Source organism: Halobaculum litoreum (assembly GCF_030127125.1).
Taxonomy (GTDB): Archaea; Halobacteriota; Halobacteria; order Halobacteriales; family Haloferacaceae; genus Halobaculum; species Halobaculum litoreum.
The window spans coordinates 655,914-680,293 of the sequence record NZ_CP126156.1; the positions used below are offsets into that span (position 1 = coordinate 655,914).

The 24,380-nt window shown below is 71.8% G+C and carries 23 protein-coding genes and 1 tRNA gene; 12 read left to right on the forward strand and 12 right to left on the reverse strand.

The features are described from left to right. The first annotated feature begins 30 nt into the window (after window positions 1-30). Window positions 31-408, forward strand: a complete 378-nt coding sequence (locus P0R35_RS03480; RefSeq protein ID WP_284013840.1) for a hypothetical protein — start codon at window positions 31-33, stop codon at window positions 406-408. Between the two features lie 167 nt (window positions 409-575). On the opposite strand, the gene P0R35_RS03485 is transcribed toward P0R35_RS03480, so the two are convergent. Beyond that, window positions 576-649 (reverse strand) — tRNA-Lys (locus P0R35_RS03485). A gap of 109 nt (window positions 650-758) precedes the next feature. Between P0R35_RS03485 and P0R35_RS03490 the strand changes: the two genes are divergently transcribed. Continuing rightward, entirely contained in the window at window positions 759-2,231 is a 1,473-nt protein-coding gene (locus P0R35_RS03490) for a DHH family phosphoesterase (protein WP_284013841.1), read from the forward strand. 491 nt (window positions 2,232-2,722) lie between these two features. Here the strand turns inward: P0R35_RS03490 and P0R35_RS03495 are convergent, their stop codons facing one another. From P0R35_RS03495 to P0R35_RS03505, 3 genes are all read right to left on the reverse strand, one after another. After that, window positions 2,723-3,016 carry a PRC-barrel domain-containing protein gene (locus P0R35_RS03495; protein WP_284013842.1) on the reverse strand — a complete coding sequence of 98 codons (294 nt, stop codon included), beginning with the start codon at window positions 3,014-3,016 and terminating at the stop codon, window positions 2,723-2,725. A 133-nt stretch (window positions 3,017-3,149) separates the two neighbouring features. Continuing rightward, window positions 3,150-5,390: an LUD domain-containing protein gene (locus tag P0R35_RS03500; protein ID WP_284013843.1), complete on the reverse strand. Its 2,241-nt coding sequence runs from the start codon at window positions 5,388-5,390 to the stop codon at window positions 3,150-3,152. Next, window positions 5,383-5,928: a LutC/YkgG family protein gene (locus tag P0R35_RS03505; RefSeq protein WP_284013844.1), complete on the reverse strand. Its 546-nt coding sequence runs from the start codon at window positions 5,926-5,928 to the stop codon at window positions 5,383-5,385. The genes P0R35_RS03500 and P0R35_RS03505 overlap by 8 nt, the downstream gene beginning before the upstream one ends. 112 nt (window positions 5,929-6,040) lie before the next feature. Here P0R35_RS03505 and P0R35_RS03510 point away from each other — a divergent pair, with 112 nt between their 5' ends. Both P0R35_RS03510 and P0R35_RS03515 read left to right on the forward strand, forming a co-directional pair. Further along, window positions 6,041-9,106: an FAD-binding and (Fe-S)-binding domain-containing protein gene (locus P0R35_RS03510; protein ID WP_284013845.1), complete on the forward strand. Its 3,066-nt coding sequence runs from the start codon at window positions 6,041-6,043 to the stop codon at window positions 9,104-9,106. A 97-nt stretch (window positions 9,107-9,203) separates the two neighbouring features. Continuing rightward, the gene (locus P0R35_RS03515) at window positions 9,204-9,401 is read left to right on the forward strand and encodes a hypothetical protein (RefSeq protein ID WP_284013846.1); all 198 of its coding nucleotides are present in this window, start codon (window positions 9,204-9,206) and stop codon (window positions 9,399-9,401) included. Window positions 9,402-9,522: 121 nt separating this feature from the next. On the opposite strand, the gene P0R35_RS03520 is transcribed toward P0R35_RS03515, so the two are convergent. The 3 genes from P0R35_RS03520 to P0R35_RS03530 are packed head-to-tail and all read right to left on the reverse strand — an operon-like array spanning window position 9,523 to window position 11,612. Next, window positions 9,523-10,662 (reverse strand): pyridoxal phosphate-dependent aminotransferase, encoded by a 1,140-nt coding sequence (locus tag P0R35_RS03520; protein ID WP_284013847.1) that lies wholly within the window; start codon window positions 10,660-10,662, stop codon window positions 9,523-9,525. Between the two features lie 36 nt (window positions 10,663-10,698). After that, the gene (locus P0R35_RS03525) at window positions 10,699-11,151 is read right to left on the reverse strand and encodes a GIY-YIG nuclease family protein (protein WP_284013848.1); all 453 of its coding nucleotides are present in this window, start codon (window positions 11,149-11,151) and stop codon (window positions 10,699-10,701) included. Continuing rightward, a complete protein-coding gene (locus P0R35_RS03530; protein ID WP_284014691.1) occupies window positions 11,148-11,612 on the reverse strand; it encodes a methylated-DNA--[protein]-cysteine S-methyltransferase in 465 nt (154 codons plus the stop codon). The genes P0R35_RS03525 and P0R35_RS03530 overlap by 4 nt, the downstream gene beginning before the upstream one ends. A gap of 120 nt (window positions 11,613-11,732) precedes the next feature. On the opposite strand from P0R35_RS03530, the gene P0R35_RS03535 reads away from it, so the two are divergent. The 7 genes from P0R35_RS03535 to P0R35_RS03565 all read left to right on the forward strand — a co-directional run bounded on the left by P0R35_RS03535 (window position 11,733) and on the right by P0R35_RS03565 (window position 19,805). Then, window positions 11,733-12,158 carry a restriction endonuclease gene (locus P0R35_RS03535; RefSeq protein ID WP_284013849.1) on the forward strand — a complete coding sequence of 142 codons (426 nt, stop codon included), beginning with the start codon at window positions 11,733-11,735 and terminating at the stop codon, window positions 12,156-12,158. Next, entirely contained in the window at window positions 12,155-12,616 is a 462-nt protein-coding gene (locus P0R35_RS03540; protein ID WP_284013850.1) for an SRPBCC family protein, read from the forward strand. The genes P0R35_RS03535 and P0R35_RS03540 overlap by 4 nt, the downstream gene beginning before the upstream one ends. 68 nt (window positions 12,617-12,684) lie before the next feature. Next, entirely contained in the window at window positions 12,685-15,087 is a 2,403-nt protein-coding gene (locus P0R35_RS03545) for a DEAD/DEAH box helicase (protein WP_284013851.1), read from the forward strand. Between the two features lie 170 nt (window positions 15,088-15,257). Beyond that, window positions 15,258-16,544 (forward strand): ABC transporter substrate-binding protein, encoded by a 1,287-nt coding sequence (locus P0R35_RS03550; protein WP_284013852.1) that lies wholly within the window; start codon window positions 15,258-15,260, stop codon window positions 16,542-16,544. Between the two features lie 10 nt (window positions 16,545-16,554). Continuing rightward, complete coding sequence (locus P0R35_RS03555; RefSeq protein WP_284013853.1) at window positions 16,555-17,604, forward strand: carbohydrate ABC transporter permease; 1,050 nt, start codon at window positions 16,555-16,557, stop codon at window positions 17,602-17,604. Then, entirely contained in the window at window positions 17,601-18,542 is a 942-nt protein-coding gene (locus P0R35_RS03560; RefSeq protein WP_284013854.1) for a carbohydrate ABC transporter permease, read from the forward strand. The genes P0R35_RS03555 and P0R35_RS03560 overlap by 4 nt, the downstream gene beginning before the upstream one ends. Before the next feature lie 114 nt (window positions 18,543-18,656). Then, window positions 18,657-19,805, forward strand: coding sequence for an ABC transporter ATP-binding protein (locus P0R35_RS03565; protein WP_284013855.1), 1,149 nt, complete (start codon window positions 18,657-18,659; stop codon window positions 19,803-19,805). A 190-nt stretch (window positions 19,806-19,995) separates the two neighbouring features. Here P0R35_RS03565 and P0R35_RS03570 read toward each other — a convergent pair whose 3' ends face one another. The 3 genes from P0R35_RS03570 to msrA form a co-directional block, all read right to left on the reverse strand. Further along, window positions 19,996-20,616 carry a hypothetical protein gene (locus tag P0R35_RS03570; protein ID WP_284013856.1) on the reverse strand — a complete coding sequence of 207 codons (621 nt, stop codon included), beginning with the start codon at window positions 20,614-20,616 and terminating at the stop codon, window positions 19,996-19,998. A gap of 154 nt (window positions 20,617-20,770) precedes the next feature. Beyond that, entirely contained in the window at window positions 20,771-21,109 is a 339-nt protein-coding gene (locus P0R35_RS03575; RefSeq protein WP_284013857.1) for a DUF7577 domain-containing protein, read from the reverse strand. Window positions 21,110-21,424: 315 nt separating this feature from the next. Beyond that, window positions 21,425-21,973: a peptide-methionine (S)-S-oxide reductase MsrA gene (gene msrA, locus P0R35_RS03580; protein WP_284013858.1), complete on the reverse strand. Its 549-nt coding sequence runs from the start codon at window positions 21,971-21,973 to the stop codon at window positions 21,425-21,427. Between the two features lie 115 nt (window positions 21,974-22,088). Here msrA and P0R35_RS03585 point away from each other — a divergent pair, with 115 nt between their 5' ends. Next, window positions 22,089-22,748, forward strand: coding sequence for a DUF7504 family protein (locus P0R35_RS03585; protein ID WP_284013859.1), 660 nt, complete (start codon window positions 22,089-22,091; stop codon window positions 22,746-22,748). Between the two features lie 39 nt (window positions 22,749-22,787). On the opposite strand, the gene P0R35_RS03590 is transcribed toward P0R35_RS03585, so the two are convergent. Both P0R35_RS03590 and P0R35_RS03595 read right to left on the reverse strand, forming a co-directional pair. After that, entirely contained in the window at window positions 22,788-23,264 is a 477-nt protein-coding gene (locus P0R35_RS03590) for a DUF7522 family protein (RefSeq protein ID WP_284013860.1), read from the reverse strand. Window positions 23,265-23,359: 95 nt separating this feature from the next. Further along, complete coding sequence (locus tag P0R35_RS03595; protein WP_284013861.1) at window positions 23,360-23,713, reverse strand: CHY zinc finger protein; 354 nt, start codon at window positions 23,711-23,713, stop codon at window positions 23,360-23,362. Between the last annotated feature and the right edge of the window lie 667 nt (window positions 23,714-24,380).

The window sequence follows — 24,380 nt, forward strand, 5'->3', positions numbered from 1 at the left end:
ACTTATCCGTGTGAGGTCGAACGGACGGCAGTGAGTTCCCCACGGCCGCCACAGGTACTCGCCGATGAAGTCGTCGCGAGCGACGACCGCGACGGCCGGCCGCTCGTCGTCGCCGGACCGCCGAACGCCCTCGACGGCGAGGCGTCCGGCGTCGGCGACGCGCTCCTCGTCGGCGACGGCGGCACGGTCTCGACGTTCTTCCGCGGGTTCACAAGGACCGAGTTGGACGGCCCGCCGGCGGCGTGGGACCTCAACTTCGACCGCGAGGTGTGGGGGCCGCGCGACGGCTGGGTGTCGTTCACGACCGACCAGACGTTCCTCGGCGGCACCGACGACCCCGCGGACGTCGTCGCGGAACTGCGGATCGTCGCGGGACAGCTGTCGGAGTTGGAAGCCGTGACGCGGTGAGCGGCGCTCGTCGTCGTTGCGCCGCGAGAAGGACGGGCTTGGAGGGAGTTGAACCACGCCGTGGGCTCGCTTCGCTCGCCCCCGTCTACCTCAACTCCCGCCGCGCGGATCGAGCCCCGCGGCGCGGACGACTCGCTTCGCTCGTCGTCGTTGCGCCGCGAGAGTGACGGGCTTGGAGGGAGTTGAACCCCCGACCGACGGATTAAGAGTCCGTCGCTCTCCCTGACTGAGCTACAAGCCCTTGCGTTTCCACGAAGCGAGGGTACGCTAAAAGACCTTCCGTTTCCCGGACGGCGCCGGCGTGAACGAACATCACCGCTTAAGTGCCGTCCGGCCGGATTCCGGGCTACATGAGTACCGGGGTCACCGTCTCCTCGATGTCGACCTACGCCATCCTCGGGTGTGGGAGCGTCGGCCACGCGGTCGCCGACGAGTTGACCGACGAGGAGAAGGACGTGCTGATCCTCGACCGCGACGAGTCGCGCGTCGAGGCGTTGCGCGACCAGGACCTGAACGCGCAGGTGCAGGACATCGCCGAGCCCGGCGTGGTCGACGCGGTCGCCGACCGCGACGTGATCCTCATCCTCTCGTCGGACGTCGACGCCAACAAGGCCGCCGTCCGCGCCATCCGCGAGCGCGGCTCCGACCAGTACGTCGTCGTCCGCGCCTCCGACCCCGTCAGCGAGGACGAACTCGCCGACCTCGGCGCGGACGTGGTGATCAACCCCTCCACCGTCATCGCCGACTCCGCGCTCCGCTCGCTCGAGTCGGGCGAGTTGGAGTACAAGGCCCGCCAGCTGGCGGACATCCTCCGCGCGACGAACGGGAAGCTCGCGGTGCTGGCACACGACAACCCCGACCCCGACTCCATCGCCGCCGCCGTCGCGCTGACGGCCATCGCGGCCGAGTACGGCGTCGAGGCCGACATCCTCTACGACGGCGAGATCGGCCACCAAGAGAACCGCGCGTTCGTGAACACGCTCGGCATCGAACTGCACGCCCGCGAGGACGCCCAGCCATTGTCGGAGTACGGCGCGCTCGCGCTCGTCGACTACGCCGAGACCGGCGGCGACGACATCGACGCCGACGTCGACGTGTACATCGACCACGACGAGCCGGAGGCCCTCATCGACGCCGAGTTCACCGACATCCGGAAGAACGTCTCCGCCACGTCGACGATCCTCACGAAGTACCTCCAGGAGTTCGACCTCTCTCCCAGCGAGACGGTCGCGACCGCCCTGCTGTACGGGATCCGCGCTGAGACGGTCGACTTCAAGCGCGACACCACGCCCGCCGACCTCACCGCCGCGGCGTACCTCCACCCGTTCGCCAACCACGACACGCTCGAGGACGTCGAGTCGCCGAGCATGAGCCCGGAGACGTTGGACGTGCTCGCGGAGGCGATCCAGAACCGCGAGGTCCACGGCAGCCACCTCATCTCCAACGCCGGGTTCGTTCGCGACCGCGAGGCGCTCGCGCAGGCGGCCCAACAGCTCCTCAACCTCGAGGGGATCACCACCTCCGCGGTGTTCGGCATCGCAGAGGACACCATCACGCTCGCGGCGCGCTCGAAGGACATCCGCATCAACATCGGCAACGTCCTGCGCGACGGCTTCTCGGACGTCGGCGAGGCGGTCGGCCACTCCAAACAGGGCACCGCCGAGATCCCGCTCGGGCTGTTCACGGGCATCGAGGCGACCGAGTCGAACCGCGACACGCTCCTCCAGCTGTCGGAGGAGGCGGTGCGGAAGAAGCTGTTCGACGCGATGGGCGTCGAGAGTTCGCCCGGGTCGGGGTCGCCGGAGTCGGCGAACGGGTCGTAACTACTGTTCCATCCACCAGGACGTCGTTCTCGGGACCACTCCGCGAGCCTCCGTCGGCAGCCGCGGCGTTCCCGGGCCGGTTCTCGACGCCGATAGGTTCGGAGCAACGTTTATGTGGTACGTGGTACCATGATGCATGTATAGGAGGTGGTCGTCATCGAAGGACACACACGGACGGACGACCGGGACCGACCGACCGACCCGCACGCTGCGGGCGGTCGTACCTTCGGCAGCGACGAGGACCGCGGCGAAATCGGGTATCGGGCGGGAACCTGCACAGCGAGCTAACCGGGCACCGAGCGACGATCGGCACAGCGCGGGAACCGAGTATCGAGCGGCGACCGGCACAGCGCGGGAACCACACCTGCCACGACGAGCGGTCCGCCGGTCGGACCCCTCATCGGGCGTCCTGTTGCGAGTACCCGGGAGTGGTCACTCCCGAACGCGTCGACCGGTCGAAGAACCGAACGGCGCCCGCCGTTATCGGGCGATCAGACCTGCTGTTCCTCGGCGGTTTCGTCCTTGAGCCGCTCGATGGTGTCGTTGATCAGGATGACGTCGCCGACCGCGCGGACCCAGCGGTACGGGATCATGACGCCCTTACCGGGCTCGATCCGGCTCGCGAACAGTTCGTCGCTCAGTTGCGACAGCGCGAGCCCGGTGACGGTCTGCCCGTCCAGGTCGAGGCGCACGTCCTCGACCTCCCCCACGAAGACGCCGTTGTTGGAGTAGACCTCCCGCCCGACGAGGGTGGTGATCTCCTGCGGCGCCGCGTCTGCGTGCATACGCCGTTCTGCGGTACGGCGGGTCTTAAAATCGTTCCTCGCACACCGACGCGTGTCCGACGCCCGGCACACGGGGCGGCGGCGCGGTCGGCCCGGGGCGGCCGCGTGGTCGACGTAGCCGTGGGACCGCCGCCTACTCGGGGGCGATGGCCTCGACGGGGTGTTCGGTTCGGCCCCCGAGGAGCGCGTCCAACTGCTCACAGCAGGAGGTGCCCGACGCGAGCACGCGCTCGGCGTCGCCGAACTGGTCGGCCAGCGGCTCGCCGACGTCCATCGACAGCGCGTAGTACTCCGACTTGTAGCCGAAGCTGCCCGCCATCCCGCAACACTCGGTGTCGGAGACGGTCACGCCGTAGCCGAGGCGCTCCAGCACCGCGACGGTGTGGTCCGCGAGCCCGAGCGTGCGCTGCTGGCAGTGGGCGTGGTAGGCGACGGGCGCGCCGTCGCCCGCGGTCAGCCCCTCGGCGGCGGCGCCGTTCTCCAGCAGCCCGAACACGTACTCCAGCACCTCGTAGCTGTTCGCGGCGAGGCGCTCGGCACCGTCCCCGCCGAGGAGCGTTCCGTACTCGCGGTCGAACGCCGCGAGGTCGCTCGGCTCGACGACGACCACGTCCCGGCCCGCGTCGACCTCGGGGAGCAGCGCGTCGCGGCAGCGTTCGGCCTTCCGGCGCGCGGTCTCGACCATCCCCTGCGACAGCGGCGCGCGACCGCTCCCGACCGCCGCCGACTCCGGGACCGTCACCCGCACGCCGAGCGCCTCCAGCGTGCGGACCGCCGCCTTCCCGCGGTCGACGGCGACGTGGTTGGTGTAGATGTCGGGGTACAGCACCGCCTCGCGGCGGGCCATCGACTCGCTCACCCGCGGGCCGCCGCGGGCCGCGAACCAGTCCACGAGCGTCTCGCGCCGGAACGACGGGAGGTCGCGCTCCCGCGTGACGCCGAGCCAGCGGTCCATCGCGGCGCGCACCGGCCCGAGGTTCGCCCCCCAGTTCGACACCGGCGCGGTCGCGCTCCCCAGCCGCGCCAGCGTCTCGAAGTTGCCGAACAGTCGCTTGGCCGGGTCCAGTCCGCCGGGTTCGTCGTCCGGCGTCAGCCCCTCGACGAGCGAGTCGAACGTGCCGGGGTCGGCGCCGCGGTTCACGCGGTCGCGGACGACGGTGTTGATCCACGGGATGTCGATCTCGACGGGACACGCGGGGACGCACCGCGTGCAGCCCGTACAGAGGTCGTTGAACTCGGCGGCGGTGTCGAGCCCCTCGACGCCGGCCTCCCAGCCGGTGGCGATGCCGCCGGAGTACGTCTCCCCGCCGAAGGCGTGGCCGCCGACCGACTGGAAGTTGCCACAGGAGTTCGAGCAGGCGCCACAGCGGATGCAGTACAGCGTCTCGCGGAGGTCGTCGTCCGCGCGCATGTCGAGCCTGCCGTTGTCGACGAGCACGAGGTGGAACTCCCGGTCGGGGTGCGGGTCGGTCGCGCCGTCGCCCGTCCGGGCCCCCGGCGCGGCCATCGGCTCGTCGGGGGCGGCGAAGTCGACCGGCGGCGACGGCGTCGGCGGCGTGAGCAACGACACGTACGAGGTGATGTCCTGTCCGGTGCCGGAGCGGCCGATCAGCTCGACGAACGGGGCCAGATCTTCGACGGAGGGGACCACCTTCTCGACGCCCGCGACCGCGACGTGCGTGTCGGGGACGACCGCGGTCTTGCGGGCGTTCCCCTCGCTGGTGACGAGCGCGAGCGACCCCGAGTCGGCGGTGAGGAAGTTCGCCCCCGTCACGCCCACGTCGGCCTCGCGGATCTCCGCGAGGAGCTTCTCGCGGGCGAACCGCGTCAGCTCCTCGGCGGTCTCCGGGCGGTCGTCGGCGGGGAGGTCGAACGTCTCCGCGAACAGGTCGGCGATCCCCTCCCGGGACTTGTGGATCGCGGGCCCGACGATGTGGCTCGGCGCCTCGTCGGCCAACTGGAGCACCCACTCCCCGAGGTCGGTCTCGGTGACGCGCGCGCCGTCGGCCTCGAGCGCCGCGTTCAGCTCCACCTCCTCGGTGGTCATCGACTTGCTCTTGACGACGTTCGCGCCGTCGACCACCTCGCGTACGTAGGCGGTCGCGTCGTCGTCGTCGGCGGCGACGTACAGGTGGCCGCCGCGCGCCTCCACCGCCTCGCGGAGGTCGTCGATCAGCTCGGGCAGGCGCTCGATCGCGTCCTCCTTGATCGCCCGCGCCTCCCCCTTCAACGCCTCGTACTCGTCGAGTGTCGCCGTCGAGTCGATGCGCCCGCGGTTGAAGCCGCGCGTGTTCTCGGCGACGGCGTCGCCCTCCGTCTCCAGCAGGTGCCGGATGCGGCGAGCCCGCTCGGCCTTGGAGTCGGGCTTACTCATCTCGCCCCTCCCGTGTGCCGTCGGCGCCGGGGTCGCCGTCGGCCGCCTCCACGAGCACCACGTCGACCTCGCGCGGGCCGTGCGCGCCGATGACGAGGTCGCCCATGTCGGCGGTCGCGGAGGGGCCGGTCGCCAACACGGCGCTGGCGCCGTCGCGCAGTCGGTCCCCGAGGGCGTCGATCGCCTCGCGCATCCCCGGCACGAGGTCGGCGGCGCGCACGACGACGACGTGGCGCTCCGGGAACAGCGACACCTGCTCGCTGCCGGCGGCGTCGGCCGGCAGGACGACGGTCCCGTAGTCGGCGATGCCGAGGCTCGCGGCGGTGACGCCGGTGGCGGCGGCGTCGAGGTCGGCCGGCGTCGGATCGGTGGCGACCGACGGCGGCAGGGCGAGGCCGTCGGGCAACGCGACGCCGACGGCCGGCGGATCCACCAGGGTCGCGACCGCGTCGGTGACGCCGTCGGGAGCGACCCGGTGGACGGTGGCGTGGTGTCGCTCGACGTTCTCGACGAACGCCGACCGCGTGTCCGTGGTCATGTCGGGACCTTGCGAAGCCGGGCGCTTGTGTGTTGCGTTGACACGGGCCGCGAAGCGCGGAAGCACTCCCCCGCGGGCTTATGTCACTCGCACACACACCGAGACACACCCGATGTCTTCCGATCTCCCGTCCCCGCCCGGCGACGGGCCGGACCTGACGGACGCCGACTACGACTACGCGGCCGACGACGTGGCCGAGCCCGGCCTCGTCGCCGACCTCGAGGACCTGGTCGACGGCGACGTCCGGTTCGACACCTACTCCAAACAGCTGTACGCGACCGACGCCTCGGCGTACCGGCGCACCCCCATCGGCGTCGTCCTCCCGCGCCACACCGACGACGTGGCCGCGGTGATGTCGTACTGTGCCGCCGAGGGGATCCCGGTGCTCCCGCGCGGCGGCGGCACGTCGTTGGCCGGCCAGACGGTGAACGAGGCGGTCGTCCTCGACTTCACCCGCTACATGGACGGCATCCACGAGGTCGACCCCGACGCGCGCGAGGCGACCGTCGACGCCGGCGCCGTCGTCGAGGCGGTCAACGAGGCCGCGGCGCCCCACGGGCTGAAGTTCGGCCCGGACCCGGCGTGGCGCGACAAGTCCGCCGTCGGCGGCGCCATCGGCAACAACTCCACCGGCTCGCACTCGCTGAAGTACGGCAAGACCGACGCGTACGTCGAGGAGGTGGAGGTCGTGCTCGCGGACGGCTCCGTCGAGACGTTCGGGGAGGTCGCGGTCGAGACGATGCGCGCGGAGGCGGACCCGGACGGCGAGCTGCTGGAGCGCATCTACGCCGAACTCGTCCGCATCGTCGACGAGGAGGCCGACGCCGTGACCGAGCGGTACCCGGACATGAAGCGCAACGTCTCCGGGTACAACCTCGACGTGCTCGTCGACGAGGCGCGCGGCGAGTGGGCCGACCAGGGGATCGGTGCCGGCGGCACCGGCGAGCCGGGGACGGTGAACCTCGCTCGACTGCTGTGTGGGAGCGAGGGGACGCTCGGCATCGTCACCGAGGCGACCGTCTCGCTGGTCGAGGTGCCCGAGACGAAGGCGGTCGCGCTGCTCACCTACGACTCGCTGAACGAGGCGATGGACGACGTGGCGCCGATCCTCGAACACGACCCCGCGGCCGTCGAGGTGATGGACGACACGCTCCTCGATCTGGCCCGCCAGACGACGGAGTTCGGGGACGTCGTCGGCCTGCTCCCGGACGGCACCGACTCGGTCCTGCTCGTGGAGTTCTACGCCGAGGACGACGACGAGGGGCGCGAGAAGGTGGCGGACCTGGTCGCGGACCGGTGCCCCGGCACCGACACCGTCGTCGAGCCGACCGCCGACCGGGTCGACACCGACGAGCCGATCCGGGCGCGGGCGGCGATGGAGGCCCACGACGCCGACGAGCGCGCGACGTTCTGGAAGATGCGCAAGTCCGGGCTGCCGATCCTCCTCGGGCGCACCTCCGACGCCAAGCACATCTCGTTCATCGAGGACTGCGCGGTGCCGCCCGAACACCTCTCCGAGTACGTCGAGGGGTTCCAGGAGCTGCTCGAGGAGGTCGGCACGTTCGCGTCGTTCTACGCCCACGCCGGGCCGGGCGTGCTCCACGTCCGCCCGCTGGTGGACACGAAGTCGCTGGAGGGGATGGAGCAGTTGGAGCGCATCGCCGAGGGGGCGACCGACCTCGTCGTGGAGTACGGCGGCAGCGTCTCCGGCGAGCACGGCGACGGCCGCGCGCGCACCCAGTGGAACCGGAAGCTGTACGGCGACGACCTCTGGAACGTGTTCCGCGACCTCAAGGCGGCGTTCGACCCGGACTGGCTGCTCAACCCGGGCAACGTCTGCGGCGACCACTCGCTCACCGAGCACCTCCGGTTCGACCCGGAGTACGCCTTCGACGCGGGGTTCGACCCCGAACTCCACTGGGACAACGAGAACGGCTTCCGGGGGATGGCGGAGCTGTGTCACGGCTGCGGCGGCTGTCGCGGCGGCCAGTCGACGACCGGCGGCGTGATGTGCCCGACGTTCCGCGCGGCCGACGAGGAGATCCAGAGCACCCGCGGCCGGGCGAACCTCCTCCGTGGCGCGATGTCGGGAGAGCTCCCGGCGGATCCGTTCTCCGAGGAGTTCGCCGACGAGGTGCTGGACCTGTGTATCGGCTGTAAGGGCTGCAAGCGCAACTGTCCCAGCGGCGTCGACATGGCGAAATTGAAGGCCGAAGTCGCCCACGAGCGCCACGAGCGCGAGGGGGCGAGCCTGCGCGACCGCCTGTTCGCCAACATCAACCTCGTCTCGCGCGTCGGGTCGGCGCTGGCGCCGCTGTCGAACTGGGCGACGAAGCTCCCGGGGTCGGGGGTGGTCGCCGAGAAGGCGCTCGGGATCGCCGCCGAGCGCGACCTCCCGGCGTTCCGCCGGACGACGCTGCGCGACTGGTACGAGGCCCGCGGCGGGTCGGCGGTGAGCGAGGCCGACGCGGACCGGATCGCGGTGCTCGTCCCGGACACCTACACCAACTACAACCACCCCGAGGCGGGGAAGGCGGCGGTGCGGGTGCTGGAGGCGGCGGGCGTGCGCGTCGAACTCGCGGACGTGGAGGACACCGGGCGACCGGCCCACAGCATGGGCTTCCTCGACACCGCCCGCGAGCGGACGGCCGCGGCGGTCGACGACCTCGCGCCGCGGGTGGACGAGGGCCGCGACGTGGTCGTCGTCGAGCCGAGCGAGGCCGTGATGCTCCAGTCTGACCTGCTCGACTTCCACGACACCGCGGCCGCCGCCGCGGTCGCCGCCAACAGCTACGGCGTGCTGGAGTACGTCGACGCGTTCCGGCTCGACGAGGCGATGGACCTCGCCGGGGACGGCTCGCTCACCTACCACGGGCACTGCCACCAGAAGGCGACGAAGAAGGACCACCACGCCGTCGGCGTCCTCCGGCGCGCGGGGTACGCCGTCGACCCGCTCGACTCCACGTGCTGCGGGATGGCCGGGAGCTTCGGCTACGAGGCCGAACACTACTCGATGAGCACGGCCATCGCGAGCATCCTCTACGACCAAGTCGACGCCAGTCCGGGCGAGACGGTCGTCGCGCCGGGCGCCTCGTGTCGCTCGCAGTTGGGCGACCGCGAGGGCGCCGGCGAGGAGCCGCCGCATCCGGTCGAGAAGCTGGCCGCCGCGCTGGCGTGAGGCCGGAGCCGCGCGGCGCCGCACCCCTTCCCCGCCGGCGACGCCGCCGGCGTGCCCGGCGCGACAGCGTTAACACGTGTCGTGCCGACCCGGCCGTATGAATCGACTGACGGCGCTCCCGCTGATCGGCTTCCTCTCGGTGTTCGGGGTGTTGTACTTCTTCGGCCGCGGTTCCGACGGCGTCCCGCTGAACGACAGCGTCGGCGGGTTCCTGCTGGGCCTGCTCGCCGTCCTCGCCCTGGTGGCCGGGTTCTCGTTCGCCCGCGGCTACCGCGGCGACGACGAGACGGAGTGAGGGAGCGGCCGTCCGCGTCCGGGTTCGGGGACGCGCGACGGGCGCACGCCGGCCGGCCCGGACGAACGAACACGTCGTCGAGGGCGTCGCCGACCACGACCGCGTCGTCGCCGTGTGACGCCTACAGGTCGTCGAGAACGGCGCCGAACGCCGCCAGCGCGGCCTCGCAGTCGTCGGGGGTCCGACCCAGCGAGACGCGGACCCCCTCGTCGAGCCCGAAGAACCGCCCCGGGACGACGAGCACGCCGGCGTCCCACGCCGCCGCGGCGACGGCGTCGCCGTCGGCGCGCTCGTGTTCGAGGTAGGCGAACGGCGCCCCGGCGTCGACGTGGCCCGAGAGGTCGTCGCGTCCGTCGACGAACGACCGGAGGAGGTCGTGGTTCGTGCGGCAGTGCTCGCGCGCCTCGGCGACGAGCGCGTCGCGGTTGGCGAAGAACCGTCGGGCGAGGGCGGTACTCGGGGCCGCCAGCGCCGGGACGTACTGCTCGACCTGTCGCGCCCGCTCGACGAACCGCTCGGGGCCGACGATCCACCCGACGCGCAGGCCGCCGAGGCCGTGGAACTTGGTCAGCGACCCGACGGCGACCGTCGACGGCAGGCCCGCGCCGGTCGGCCCGCCGAACGGCCCCGCGCCGTCGTCGACGGTGTACGGCGCGTACACCTCGTCGACGAGCAGGTAGCCGCCCTCGTCGTCGACGGCGGCCGCCACCTCCGCCAGCGTCGACCGCGTCGACAGCCGGCCCGTCGGGTTGTGCCGGTTCGTCACCGTCGCGTGCCCGAGCGGCCCGGGCAGGTCGGCCGCCGCCGCCGCCACCCGCTCGGCGTCGAGCGCGGCGTCGCCGTCCGGCCGGCGGAAGCGACCGACCCGGAGCCCCAGCGTGCGCGGCGTCTCGACGAGCGGCTCGTACCCCGGCTTCTCGACCAGCGCCCACGGGCGCGGGGCCTCCTCGTCACCGTCGCCGGACTCGGCTGCGGGCGCTCGCTCGCGTGCCAGCGCGCCCGCCGTCGCGCTCGCGAGGAAGCCGGCGTGTGTCGCGCCCGCCGCCGGCAACACCCGCGACTCGTGGACGTCGTACTCCGCGGCCACGTACTCGCGGAGGCCGGTGTCGTCGTCCGGGGCGTCCAGCCCGGCGAGCCGCGGCGGCACGGGGTCGGCGTGCGTCGGCGGCGCGACGCTCCGGAGGTCGCTGGAGCCGAGGTCGTGGTCGGCGGCCTCGGGACGACCCTCGATCCACTGGAGGTACGAGAGCGGCGGAAACATACACCGGCGTTCGGGGCGCGGGGCAAAAGCGCTCCGTCACCGGCGTGACCCCGACCCCTCCCGGAGCGGGGCGTACGCCGCGGCGGCGGCCGCGAGTGCGTCGTCGACGCCGGGGTACCGCGCGAGGTGCGCCGGGCACCCGCAGTCGGAGGAACCGAACCCCGGCACCGGCTCGGCGGCGGCCCCGTCGGCCGCCAGCGTCCGCGCGACCCGACACTCCGCGTCGCGACCGCCGCCCGCGCGCTCGACGCCGACGAGCGACACCGCCGGGTGCCCGCCGAGGTAGTCGACGTGCCAGTGGCGGACGCCGTGGTCGCCGGCCGCGACGCGTCGGTGGCGGTCGACCCGCGAGAAGCCGCCGGCGCCAAGCGCGCTGCCGGTGTAGGCGTAGCCGCCGGCGGGGAGCCGGCGGTCGCCGAGCGCGCCCACCGCGACGTCGATCGGCCGCGGAACCGCGAACACCAGCGTGTAGGTGCCGCCGTCGCTCACGGGTCGGGGCGGTCGCCGGCGTCCGTGTCGTCCCCGTCGGCCCGCGTCGGGGCGTCCGCGAGCGTCGTCTGGACGGACTCGCTGCGCTCGTGGTCGAGGAGGCGACGCTTCAGCGCCGGCCCGCCCGCCGCCGAGAAGCCGCCGACCCCGTCGGCGGCGACGACGCGGTGGCACGGCACGAGCAGCGGGACGGGGTTGCGGCCGCAGGCCGCGCCGACCGGCTGCGGCGCGTTGCCGAGGTCGGCGGCGACGTCGCCGTACGTCCGCGTCTCGCCGTACGGGATGGCCGCCATCGCGCCCATCACGCGGCCGAGGAAGCCGTCCGGGTAGCGCACCGGGAGGTCGAACGACTCGCGGCTCCCCGTCCGGTACTCCCGCGCCTGCCGGCGGATCTCGTCGGTCGGGGCGTCGACGTACGCGGCGTCCACGACGAGTTCGCCGCCCGGCACCGTCAGCGTCACCGGGTCGTCGTACTCGCGCGCCTTCGCCCTCCGGTCCATACCGAGGGGGTCACACCCCGGCGGTAATCAATGCTGGCCCCGACGGGAGCGCTTTTCCCGGGTCGGCGGCTACTACAGCGTATGCGACATCCGGCCGACAGGCTCGCGGCGCTCCCGGACGCCGCGTTCGCCGGCTTCGTCGAGCGGCTCGGCGCCGTCTGGCCGGTGTACGACGCCGCCGCCGCCCCCGTGACGCCGGACGGGACGGCGGAGCTGTCGCTCGCGCGCGAGCGACCGGACGGGGAACCGGAGCGGGCGGTCGTGCGGGTGTGTCGCGCGGACGTGACCGTCGCGGACGTGAACGACTTCGCCGTGTTCGTCGCCGAGCGCGGGCTCTCGTTCGCGGTGCTGGCGACCGTCGGCGACGTCGCGCCGGAGGCGACCCGTCGCGCCCGGGCGGCGCCCGTCGACCTGTACGACGGCGTCGGACTGGTGTCGCTGGCGCGCGACGCCGGTATCGACGTCCCCGGCGCCGACGCCGACCGCGACCCGGGGGTCGACCCGTGACCCGCGTCGAGGCCGGCGTCGAGGTGGACGCCGCCCCCGAGGCCGTGTGGCGGGTGCTGCTCGCGTTCGACGACTACCCCGACTGGAACCCGCTGATCCGGCGCGTCGACGGCCGCGCGGAGGCCGACCGGCGCCTCCGAGTCCTCCTCACCCAGCGGGGGCTCCCCCCGACGGTCATCGCGCCGACCGTGACGCGCGTCGAGCCGGCGCGCGAACTGGCGTGGCGCTCGGCGGCGCCCGTCCCCGGGTCGTTCGACGCCACCCACCGGTTCCTGCTGGAGCCGCTCGACGACGGCACCCGGACGCGGTTCACGCAGGTCGAGACGTTCGGAGGCGTCGCCGGCGCGCTCGTCCCCGGCCCGCTGCGCGACCGGCTCCGCGCCGGCTTCGAGACGATGAACGAGGCGCTGCGCGAGCGCGCGGAGTCGACCATCCCGGTCGCCGACGCCCGCGAGTAGCGACCCGCGCCGCGGCGGCCGGGGCGACCGGAACCGGTAAGCGCGCGCCGGCCCACGGATCGACAGCCGTGGACGACACCGTCGAGTGGCTGCGCTCGCGCCCGTACTACGAGGGACAGGTCGCCGACAGCCGCACCCTCCCGGGGCGCGAGGCCGCCTTCGCCGACGTGGAGTTGGAGCCCCGACTGGCGAGCGCGCTCGCCGACGACGGCATCGACTCGCTGTACCGCCACCAGGCCGAGGCCGTCGAGGCGGTGCGCGACGGCGGCGACGTGGTGCTCGCGACCCGGACCGCGAGCGGGAAGTCGCTCGCGTACACCGTGCCCGCGTTCGAGCGGGCGATGGACCACGGCGGCCGGACGCTGTACCTCGCGCCGCAGAACGCGCTGATCGCCGACCAGGAGGAGACGCTGTCGGAGCTGGCCCACGGGCTCGGCTTCGGGTCGCGCGTCTCCGTCGAACAGTACACCGGCCGCCTGTCGAAGGCCGAGAAGCGGGACGTGCGCGACCGCCAGCCGACAGTCCTGCTGTCGAACCCGGACATGCTCCACTACGGGCTGCTCCCGTGGGCGTACAAGCACTGGGAGTGGTTCTTCGGCTCGCTGGAGACGGTCGTCATCGACGAGGTGCACGGCTACCGGGGCGTGTTCGGGAGCCACGTCGCGCTGGTGATGCGCCGGCTCAACCGGATCTGCGAGCGCTACGGGGCGGACCCGCAGTTCGTCTGCTGTTCGGCCACCATCGGCAACCCCGTCGAGCACGCCGCCCGCGTCACGGCGCGGCCGGAGTCGACCTTCACGCTCGTCGACGAGGACACCTCCGCGCGCGGCCCGCGCCACTGGGTGCTGTGGAACCCACCGGAGTACACCGGCGAGCAGGCGGATCGGCAGTCGGGACGGCGCAAGTCGAGCCACACCGAGACGAAGCGGCTGTTCTGCGACCTCGTGCAGGAGGGGTACCAGACGCTGGTGTTCACCCGCGCCCGCCAGACCGCCGAGCGGTACGCGACCGACGCCGCCAAGGAGTTGCGCCGGCGCGGCGAAGGGGACGTCGCCAATCGCGTGGAGGCGTACCAGGCGAGCCTCACGAACGAGCGCCGCCGCGAGATCGAACGCGGCCTCCACAGCGGCGACGTGGCGGGCGTGTGGTCGACGAACGCGCTGGAACTCGGCGTCGACGTCGGGGGGCTGGACGCGGTGATCCTCGACGGCTACCCCGGCACGCGGATGTCCGCGTTCCAGCAGGCCGGCCGCGCGGGGCGCGGCACCGACGACGCGCTCGTCGTCATGGTCGGCGGCGAGGACCAACTCGACCAGTACCTGATGGCGAACCCGGACGACCTGTTCGAGGGCGACCCCGAGCGGGCGATGGTCGACCCGGAGAACGCCGAGTTGCTGCCGAGTCACGTCGCCAGCGCCGCCGACGAGAACTGGCTGCGCCCCGAGGACGCGAGCCACTTCGGCGACTCCTTCGAGTCCGTGGTGGAGGCGCTGGAGGCCGACGGCACCCTCGAACGGATGGACACCTCCCGGGGGCCGCGATGGACGTACGACGGGCCGGGGAGCGCCCAACACTCGATGAGCCTGCGCACCATCGACGACCGCGAGGTCGACCTCGTGGACGCCCGCAACAACGACACGATCGCGTCGCTGTCGTTCGGCGACGCGCTGCGCGACGCCCACCCCGGCGCCATCTACCACCACCAGGGGCAGACGTACGAGGTCGACGAGTTGGACCTCGGCAAAGACGTGGCCCGTCTCCGGCCGACGTGGGCCGACTACTACACCCGGGTGCTGACCGACAAGGACGTGACCGTCAACGAGGACCTCCGGAGCCGGCCGCTCGACGCCCGCGACGACGTCGAGGTGCGGTTCGCGGACGTCACCGTCGCCGAACAGATCACCGGCTTCGAGCGCAAGGACGGCTCGACCGGCGAGACGATGGGCGCGGAGGCGCTCGACCTGCCGGAGACGGAGCTGCGGACGCGGGGGTTGTACTACACCGTCCCCGAGGACGTGGAACGCGAGATGCGCGCGCTGGCGACCGCGGCGGGCCGCGGCGAGGCGGGGTTCAACGGCGGCATCCACGCGGCCGAGCACGGCTCCATCTCGCTCATGCCGCTGGACCTGCTGTGTGACCGCGCCGACATCGGCGGCGTGTCGACGCCGTTCCACCCACACACCGGGCAGTCGACGGTGTTCATCTACGACGGCTACCCCGGCGGCGTCGGGCTGACGCGGGCGTCGTACCGGTCGGCCGACCGCCTGCTCGCGCGGACGGCGAAGATGATCGCCGCCTGCGACTGCGCCGACGGCTGTCCGGCGTGTGTCCAGTCGCCCCACTGCGGCAACGCCAACGAGCCGCTGTCGAAGCCCGAAGCGGTCGTCCTGCTGAACGCGCTCGCCGGCACCGACGAGCCGGTGCCGGCCGCGACGGACCGTCCGAACGACGGCGGGTCGGACGACACCTGATCGGAACCGATATGCGGTTGCACCGACGAATTTTGCCCGAACCGCAATCCGCCGATTTCGAGAGGTACAACGCCCGTTGTACCATATTTTCACTCACAGCGGAGTAAACTTCGGAAAGTCTTAAGTGTCGTCTGGAGGAACCGTGACATGGCTCCACGCACGGAGGAACGATGATGAAGGACACGGAACTCAACAGACGAGACGTACTGAAGGGCGCCGGCGGCGTCGGCGCCGCGGGCATGCTCGGCCTCGCCGGCTGTATGGGCGGCGGCGGTGGCGGCGGCAACGCCCCCGTCGAGGTGCTCCACGGCTGGACGGGCGGCGACGGCGCGACGGCCGCCGATGCCCTCGAGGAGGCGTTCAACGAGGCCCACCCCGACACCGAACTCGACATGAACCCCATCGGCGGGGGCGGCAACCAGAACCTGGACGCGGTCGTCGCGAACCGCCTCCAGAACGACAACCCGCCGAGTTCGTTCGCGAACTGGCCGGGCCCCAACCTCGCGCGCTACGAGGGCGTGTTGGGCGACATCTCCGACCTCTGGGAGGAGGCCGGCTTCACCGACTCCCACATCGACGAGGCCGTCGACCTGCACCAGTACAACGGCGCGTTCCGCGCCGTCCCACTCGGGTCGCACCGGCTCAACTGCCTGTTCTACAACGTCTCCGTCGTCGAGGAGGCGGGGGTCGACCCCGACTCGCTGACGAGCGCGGAGGACCTGCTCGGCGCGCTGGAGACGGTCGCCACCGAGACGGACAAGATCCCGATGACCCACGGCGGGAGCGGGACCTGGACGAAGGCGCAGCTGTTCGGCGTCATGCTGCTGTCGACGGCCGGCTACGACAGCTACATGAGCTTCGTCGACGGCAGCCCGAACCGCGGCGACGTGGTCGGCGCGCTCGACGCGCTCGCGACGGTGTTCGAGAACTACATCAACGAGGACTCCGCGTCGATCGGGCTGACGGAGTCCAACCAGAACATCATCGAGGGCGAGGCCGCCTTCATCCACCAGGGCAACTGGGCGGCCGGCGCGTATCGGAACGCGGACGGGTTCGACTACAACGAGGACTGGGGCTTCAAGACGTTCCCCGGGACGGAGGGGATGTACACGCTCCACTTCGACTCGTTCCTCTACCCGTCGAACAACCCGAGCCCCGAGGCGACGCGGACGTGGCTCGAGTTCGTCGGCGGCACGGAAGCCCAGATCGCGTTCAACCAGTACAAGGGCTCGATCCCGACGCGGACGGACGTCGACATGGGCGAGTTCGGCCCGTACCTGCAGGAGACCGCCGAGGACTTCGCGAACGCCGAGCAGCGCCCGCCGAACATCCAGCACGGGCTGGGCATCTCCGCGGAGCAGCGCTCGGCGCTCAACGACGTGATCGCCAGCGAGTTCTCCGGCCCGTACAACGTCGAGGCCGCCGCCGACGGCATCGTCGACGCCGTCTCAAACTGAGCGCGTCCCCATGCGCGACATTCTTTCGAGCACTCGAACACGGCTCCGGCGCGCCCTGCGCGGCGGGGACAGTGACGACGACGCCGTGACGGACGACGGCCGCGTCGCGACCGACGGCGGGACGGCCGCGGGCGGCGCGGCCGGCGCGGCCGGCACCGGGGGGCTCCTCGACCGCCTCGACGAGCGGATCGGCGAGGACTTCACCGAGTCGGCGGTGTTCTGGCTGCCGCCGTTCCTCCTGATGGGGCTGTTCGTGTACGGCGCCATCGCGTGGAACTTCGTCATCTCGCTGACCGACTACCAGGGGTTCGTGGGGCCGGACTACTCGGACCTCGACTTCGAGATGTACGTCCGGGCGGCCAACGACGCCGGCGTGATCGAGGCGACGGTCAACACGTTCCTGTTGGTTGTCTCGTTCACGGCGGTCGCGCTCGCCTTCGGACTGGTGTTGGCGATCCTCGTCGACCGCGACATCCGCTTCGAGAACACGTTCCGCACCATCTACCTGCTCCCGATGAGCCTGTCGTTCGTGGTGACGGCGCAGTTCTGGCTGTGGATGTACAACTTCAACAACGGCGTCGTGAACATCCTCCTCGGCACGGTCGGGATCGGCCCGATCAACTGGATCGGCAACTCACAGATCGTGTTGTGGGCGGTCGTGTTCGCGCTGGTGTGGCAGTTCTCGGGGTACACGATGGTCGTGTACCTCGCGGGCCTGCGCGCCATCCCGCGGGAGCACTTCGAGGCCGCACGCGTCGACGGCGCGTCGACGCTGAAGATGTACTGGCGGGTGATCGTCCCGCAGTTGAAGGGGTCGACCATCAGCGCCGCCATCGTCCTGATGGTGTTCGCGCTGAAGGCGTTCGACTTCCTCTACTCGCTGGTCAGCGGCTACCGCCCGCCGAACGGCACGGACATCCTCGCGACCAAGATGGTCCGCGAGGCGTACAGCGTGAACAACTGGGCGTACGCGTCGGCCATCGCCATCATCCTGTTCCTGATGGCGCTGTCGATCATCGGCCCGTACCTCTACTACCAGTACAGCAAGGGTGAGCTATGAGCGACGCACCAACCACCGACGGCGAACAGTCGGGCGCCCTCGCGGGCGTCCGCGAGGACCTCGCGGGACTGGACGGCTACCGCGTCGCGCTGTACGCGGCCGTGCTCGGCCTGACGGCCTTCTACCTGACGCCGATCGAGTCGGGGCTCGTCACCGCGTTCAAGACGAACCCGGAGGGCGTCTCCTCGACGCTCCCGTTCGCGCCGCCGCCGGGCGAGTTCTTCACGCTGGAGAAGTGGGAGACCGCCGTCCAGGCGCTCGGGCGGGGCATGGTCAACAGCGCCCTGTACGCCGTCCCCGCGACGGTGATCTCGGCGCTGTTGGGGAGCTTCGCCGCCTACGGGCTGACGCAGGCCGACTGGCGCGCCCGCTACAAAGCGCCGATCCTCGCGATGTTCGTCGCGGCGATCTTCATCCCGTACCAGGCGGTGCTCGTCCCCCTCTCGCAGTTCTGGGGGTCGGTGCCGCTGGCGGAGGTGTTGACCCCGCTGTGGGTCGCCGGCGTCCCGCGGGCGTACACCGGCGTGATCGAGCTGATCGTCACGCACGTCGCCTACGGGATCCCGATCTGTATGGTGCTGTTCCGCGGCTACTACACGACCGTCAGCGAGGAGATGATCGAGGCCGCGCGCCTCGACGGGGCGACGTTCGCGCGGGTGTACCGCCGGATCGTCTTCCCCATCTCGACGCCGATGTTCGCGGTCGTCCTCATCTACCAGTTCACCCAGATCTGGAACGACCTCCTGTTCGCGCTGATCCTCGTGTCCACCGAGTCGAGCCCGGCCGCGCCGGTCGTGCTCATCCTCGCGGGCCTCGGGGAGTCGCAGGAGGGACAGGACTTCGCGCTCCGGATGGCCGGGGCGTTCGTGGCCGCGCTGCCGACGCTCATCGTGTACGTCCTGTTCGGCGACGAGTTCGCCGAGGGGGTCGCCTCGTGAACCGACGCGGACGGGGCGCGACGCCGACCGCCGCAACACCCACGGTCCCGGGCGAGGGACCCACGACTATCGACCGGCTCGGGTCGCCGCGCCGGACACACGGAGGGATCTGACATGGCACGACTCGAACTCGACGACGTACGGAAGGTGTTCACCGACGACGACGGCTCCGACATCGTCGCCGTCGACGACGTGAGCGTCGACATCGCGGACGGGGAGTTCCTCGTCCTCGTGGGCCCCTCGGGCTGCGGGAAGTCGACGACGCTGCGGATGATCGCCGGGCTGGAGTCGGTCTCCGGCGGCGACATCCGCCTCGGCGGCCGCTCGATCGTGAACAAGAAGCCGCAGAACCGGGACATCGCGATGGTGTTCCAGTCGTACGCGCTGTACCCGCACATGACGACGCGCCAGAACATGTCCTTCGGACTCGAGGAGTCCACGGACCTCTCCGACGAGGAGATCGCCGAGCGCGTCGAGAACGCCGCCGACCTGCTGTCGATCCCGGAGCTGCTCGACCGCAAGCCCGGCGAGCTGTCCGGCGGCCAGCAGCAGCGCGTCGCGCTCGGCCGCGCCATCGTGCGCGAGCCCGAGGTGTTCCTGATGGACGAGCCGCTGTCCAACCTGGACGCGAAGCTCCGCTCGCAGATGCGGACGGAGCTCCAGCGCATTCAGGAGGATCTGGACACCACGACCGTGTACGTCACCCACGACCAGACGGAGGCGATGACGATGGGCGACCGGATCGCCGTCCTCGACGGCGGCGAACTCCAGCAGGCGGGGACGCCCCTGGAGTGTTACCACCGCCCGGCGAACCGCTTCGTCGCGGGGTTCATCGGCGAGCCGTCGATGAACTTCTTCGACATGGACGTCGAGGGCGACCGCCTCGTCGGCGACCGCTTCGAGTACGCGCTGACCGACGAGCAGGCGACCGCCGTCGCGAACGCGGGCACCGTCACCCTCGGGATCCGCCCCGAGGACATCGCGGTGACGGTGGGCTCGGAGGCGACCGCCGACAACGAGTTCCCGACCGTCGTCGACGTGGTGGAGCCGATGGGCAACGAGAACGCCGTGTACCTCGGCTTCGAGGCCGACCCGACGAACCCGTTCGTCGCCACCGTCGGCGGGATGCGCCAGCTCGACGCGGACGAGCGCGTCGTCGCGCGGTTCCCGGCGGACGCGATCCACCTGTTCGACGGGGCGACGGGCGAGGCGCTGCACAACCGCGCGCTCGACGAGGGCGCCGAGGTCGAGCCGCGCGTCTGAGCGGCCCGCCACTCGTCTCGCCGACGCGCGCGCCGTCGTCGGCCCGCGCCCGGTCAGACCACGCTGATCACGATCCCGAGCAGGACCAGCGCGAGGATCACGAGCGACACGATCAGGAAGAACAGGTCGGAGCCGTCCATGCGCCCCGCTACGCCGGCGGCGCCGAAAACGTTCGGGTACGCCGGTCGGGTCAGAGGTCGACGTCCGGTTCGTCCAGACTCCGCGCGTGGAGGTACGCGGCCGCGACCTGGAGACAGACGCCGAGCACGAGCGCGGTGACGGCGACCGTGGCGACGTCCAGGCTCACCCCGCTGGGCGCGTAGGGGTTCCCGCCGCCGAAGTCGACCCACGCGCGCACCGTGTCGACGCCGCCGAACCCGAGCAGCACGAACGTGTACGTCGCGACGGTGGCGACGCCGCCTGTCGCGAGCCCCACCATCGAGCCGAGGTCCTCGAGGTTGAGCACCGAGTGGGCGGTGTGTTCGTCGAAGTCGTCGCCGCGCGCGAGGCGGATGGCCGCCACGGCGACGAGTCCGAGGCCGCCGGCCGCGACGACGCCGACGGCGACGAGCGCGACGAGGCCGACCTTCGGCGCCGCCGCGGCGACCGGGCCGCCGAAGTAGGCCCGTCGGAGCTCCGCCGGCAACAGCGCCAGCACGGGGAGCACGCCCGCCAGCACGTGGAGCAGGTAGCTCTGGAGCGTGAGTTTACGGGTTACCGACTGTTTGAACCAGCCGAACCGCTGGTAGCGAACCCGTTCGTACGCTGAGTCGGACAGGAGCGCGGAGGCGATCGGGTCGTCACGGGTCATTGGCTGGAGTACGCCTCACCCGGCTTAACGATACTGCTTGTCACAGCCCGGCGATCGGATACCGACAGGGTAGGGCCACTCACACCCGTCGTACGGGCGGCCTTCCGTCCCCGAAGGTCGCGCCTACCGTCTCGGGCCGCGTCGACCGTCGGGGTCACCGCGCCGACCCGCGAGCGGCGTCCGCCGCCGACGCCCCGTACCCGCCGGCGGGGAGGCGCTCGACGCAGTTGCGGCAGAACCGGAACGTGTCGTCGTTGGCGGCGTCACAGCTGTGACACCGGACCGTCCCCGACCGGTCCGCCCCCGGCCCCCGCCGGACGCGTCCGTCCGCGGCGCCCGCGGTCGACTCCGGCGTCGACGCCGGCGCCGCGTCGGGGCCGTCGCTCACCCCGTGGCCGTCGCCGCCGTCGCGCCTGACGCCGGCGTACACCACTAACGCCACCTGCAGGGCGAACAGCGCGACGATGACGGCGAGGAACGTGACCTCGACCATGTGTATCGTGCACATATGTCTCCCATCCGCTAATACGTTCCGTCGGTTGCCATCCGACGCGACCTCGGCGACCGCCGCGGTCGACCCGGTGATCCGGCCGCGGGGCTGCCAACGGGTAACGGAGGGCCGGACAGGATGACGGGCCCCGGCGTATTGCCCGCGGGCCGGGTGCGACACGGCGCCGGCGTCGGCGTCCACTCGACGCGGGCGTCTCGACGGAAGCATCTCCCACAAGATCGGCCCGTTCGGGCTGTTCGAACCGTTCCGCATCGACCCGCCGCCCCCGCTCGGGGTCGGCCGGGGCGCGGGGTCGGCTTACGCCTCCTGCGTCCGCGCGAGGTCGGCGAACTTCTCGCGCACCTTCCGGATCTTCGGCTCGGCGTTGAACGTGCAGTAGCTGTCGCCGGGGTTCTTATCGTAGTAGTCCTGGTGGTACTCCTCGGCCTCGTAGAACGCCTCGAGGGGTTCGATCTCGGTGACGATCTCGTCGTCGTAGGCGCCCTCCTCGGCGAGTTCGACGACGAAGCGCTCGACCGTCTCGCGCTGCTCGTCCGTCTCGTAGAGGACGATGGAGCGGTACTGGGTGCCCACGTCGGGGCCCTGTCGGTTCAGCGTCGTCGGGTCGTGGACGGTGAAGAACACGCCCAGCAGGTCCGCGTAGGTGATCTCGTCGGGGTCGTACTCGACGCGGGTGACCTCTGCGTGGCCCGTCTCCTCGCGGCACACCGCCTCGTAGGTAGGGTTCTCGACGTGGCCGCCGGCGTAGCCGGAGGTGACCTCGCGGACGCCCGCCAGTTCCTTGAACGCCGCCTCCGTGCACCAGAAGCAGCCGCCGCCGAACGTCGCGGTCTCGGTGTCGCTCACGGGCGATCGGAGGTGCTCGCGCGGGTTAAGGCTCCCGCAGACGGCGACTCGGGCGGGCGCGCGGGCGCCGACGCGACGGACAAACGCTTTGGTCCCCCCGGCCGACGCATCCGTCGTGACCGGAGACGCCCAGTACGGGTCGGCGTCGCGCACCCCGCTGCGCCCCGAAGCGGTCCCCGCCGGGACCAACGTGTTGATCGCCGGCCCCGGACTCACCGGGAAACGAGAGGTCCTCCTCGACCTGCTGGGGGCGGCCCCCGACCCGGCGGCGATGCTGGTGACGACGAAACACGGGGTCGACCGGTTCCGCGAGGGGTTCCGCGACCGCTACGGCGACGAGCGCTCGCTGCAGTTCGTCGACTGCGTCTCCCGACAGCGGTCGATGGCGGTCGCACGCGACACCGCGGCGGTGAGCCACGTGAGCGGCCCCGGCGACCTCACGGGGATCGGGATCCTCGCGAGCGGGCAGCTGTACGACTGGTACCGCGCCGACGAGCGGGTCCGCGGCGCGCTGGGTCTCCACTCGCTGTCGACGCTGTTGATGTACGCTGACCTCCGCCGGGTGTACCAGTTCATGCACGTCCTCACCGGGCGCGTCGACGGCGCCGACTGCGTCGGCGCGTACGCGCTCGACACGGTGGCGTCCGACCCGGAGCCGGCCGCCCGCTTCACGCAGCTGTGCGACGCGGTCGTCGACACCAGACAGACCGACGAGGGACGCGAACTGCGGGTCCGCGGCGGGCGGTTCGGCCCGCGCTCGTGGACCGCGTTCTGAGGGAGGGAGGCGACGGGCGTGGGGGGCGCGGCGGCGGTCTCAGTCGTCGTCGAGGTGTCGACCGACCAGATCGACCAGCGGCGACGCCTCGCGGTCGAACACGAACAGGATGCCGGACCACTCGCCGGTGGGGAAGGAGGCGACCAGTACCTCGTCGTACCAGCGGATCGTCGCGTCGAGCGTCCCGTAGTCGTGGAGGGGCGCGTCGCGCTGGGGGTCGCCCAGTCCCTTGAGTACGAGTTCCTCCATGCGCTGGCGCAGCTCCGCGGGCGGGAACTGCTCGCGGACGTCGTCGCGGACGAACAACGGTTCGATCGCTTGCCCCTCGTAGCGGACGGCCGTCCGGAGGGTCTCGACGTCCTCGCGGACCGACTCGATGAGGTCGCGGATCTCCGTGTCCAGCGTCGCGAGTTCGTCGGCCGCCCCGTCGAGTTCCTCGTCGAGGTCGGTCGGCGGGTCCTCCAGCTCCTCGGTCAGGGCCTCGTCGAGCGGCTCGGCGGGGGCGTCGTCGGTCACGGCGCGAACGTCGCCCCTGTGTCGCATCAAGCTACCGGTGGGGTCGACGGTGCCCGCCCGCCGCGGCGGCGACGGCCCCCGCCGCCCCGCCGTGGTCACCCCTCGACCGGGTCGACGCCCTCGAAGTAGCGGTCGTAGTGGCGCGCACAGCCGGGGTTGAACGCGGCGCCGCAGTCCGGGCACGCGAAGTCGGCCTCGAGGTACGTCCCGACCGCGAGGCGCGCGCCGCAGACGCCACACAGGACCGCGGGCTCGTCGAACCGGTCGCGCGGCCAGGCCGCGGCCGCGTGGTCGGCGGTCGCCTCGTGGCAGGCCGCACACGCGAAGAACGCCTCACAGCAGCCGAACCGGAGGGCGATCACGTCGGTCGGCCCGTCGTAGTGCCCGCAGCGCGTCTCGGGGCCGACGTCGACGCCGCGAACGGTCGTGTCGTGGACGCGTCGCCGCACGACCGTACACGCGACGACGCGCGGCAAAACCGTTGCGGCGGTCGCCGTCGCGACGGTTATCGGCCGCCTTACTATCTCCCGTCCGGCGCTGTGGTCGATCGCTCGCGGGGGCGGTACCCGGCCACGCCGGCGCGAGTGGGGGGACGACGGTCCTCGCCGCACCCGCGCGCCCCGCGCGGTGTGTACCCGGGAGACGGCCGGCTCTTCATGGACACCCTCGGGCGGCCCCGACGGGCCGCCCGCCCCGGGTCGACCACGCACGTCGTGTGACGAGCGCACGCTCGGTCCCGCAGTCGTGCCTCTCGCGCCCGTCCCGTCGAGGATACCGAACGAGTAACAATAGTCGCGAGCGCTCTCGCATAGATCACTCGCCGACGGGGTTCGTCGCCGCCCCGACGCGAGTACCGTTCGAGTCGTGCGGCCGACCGACGCGGCGTCGGTCGACGACGCTCGGACACCGCCGACAGCGGCTCCCCGGCCGACTGTCTGCCATCGCATCGCACCACACCCGGTCGCGTTCTCCACGGCGCGACCGACTCCGGTTCCGGCCCGGCGGGTGATTCCCCAACCCGTCACCCGCTTTCTTTGGTCACCCGACGCCTCGACCCGGAACATCGCCTCGGCGGGATCGATCGTCGTACTCGTCGGTCACGTCGTCGCCGTCCCC

Coding starts and splice junctions, on each gene's coding strand:
- P0R35_RS03490 (WP_284013841.1), top strand. CDS start 759: ATGAGTACCGGGGTCACCGTCTCCTCGATGTCGACCTACGCCATCCTC.
- P0R35_RS03495 (WP_284013842.1), bottom strand. CDS start 3,016: ATGCACGCAGACGCGGCGCCGCAGGAGATCACCACCCTCGTCGGGCGG.
- P0R35_RS03500 (WP_284013843.1), bottom strand. CDS start 5,390: ATGAGTAAGCCCGACTCCAAGGCCGAGCGGGCTCGCCGCATCCGGCAC.
- P0R35_RS03505 (WP_284013844.1), bottom strand. CDS start 5,928: ATGACCACGGACACGCGGTCGGCGTTCGTCGAGAACGTCGAGCGACAC.
- P0R35_RS03510 (WP_284013845.1), top strand. CDS start 6,041: ATGTCTTCCGATCTCCCGTCCCCGCCCGGCGACGGGCCGGACCTGACG.
- P0R35_RS03515 (WP_284013846.1), top strand. CDS start 9,204: ATGAATCGACTGACGGCGCTCCCGCTGATCGGCTTCCTCTCGGTGTTC.
- P0R35_RS03520 (WP_284013847.1), bottom strand. CDS start 10,662: ATGTTTCCGCCGCTCTCGTACCTCCAGTGGATCGAGGGTCGTCCCGAG.
- P0R35_RS03535 (WP_284013849.1), top strand. CDS start 11,733: ATGCGACATCCGGCCGACAGGCTCGCGGCGCTCCCGGACGCCGCGTTC.
- P0R35_RS03550 (WP_284013852.1), top strand. CDS start 15,258: ATGATGAAGGACACGGAACTCAACAGACGAGACGTACTGAAGGGCGCC.
- P0R35_RS03555 (WP_284013853.1), top strand. CDS start 16,555: ATGCGCGACATTCTTTCGAGCACTCGAACACGGCTCCGGCGCGCCCTG.
- P0R35_RS03560 (WP_284013854.1), top strand. CDS start 17,601: ATGAGCGACGCACCAACCACCGACGGCGAACAGTCGGGCGCCCTCGCG.
- P0R35_RS03565 (WP_284013855.1), top strand. CDS start 18,657: ATGGCACGACTCGAACTCGACGACGTACGGAAGGTGTTCACCGACGAC.
- P0R35_RS03570 (WP_284013856.1), bottom strand. CDS start 20,616: ATGACCCGTGACGACCCGATCGCCTCCGCGCTCCTGTCCGACTCAGCG.
- P0R35_RS03575 (WP_284013857.1), bottom strand. CDS start 21,109: ATGGTCGAGGTCACGTTCCTCGCCGTCATCGTCGCGCTGTTCGCCCTG.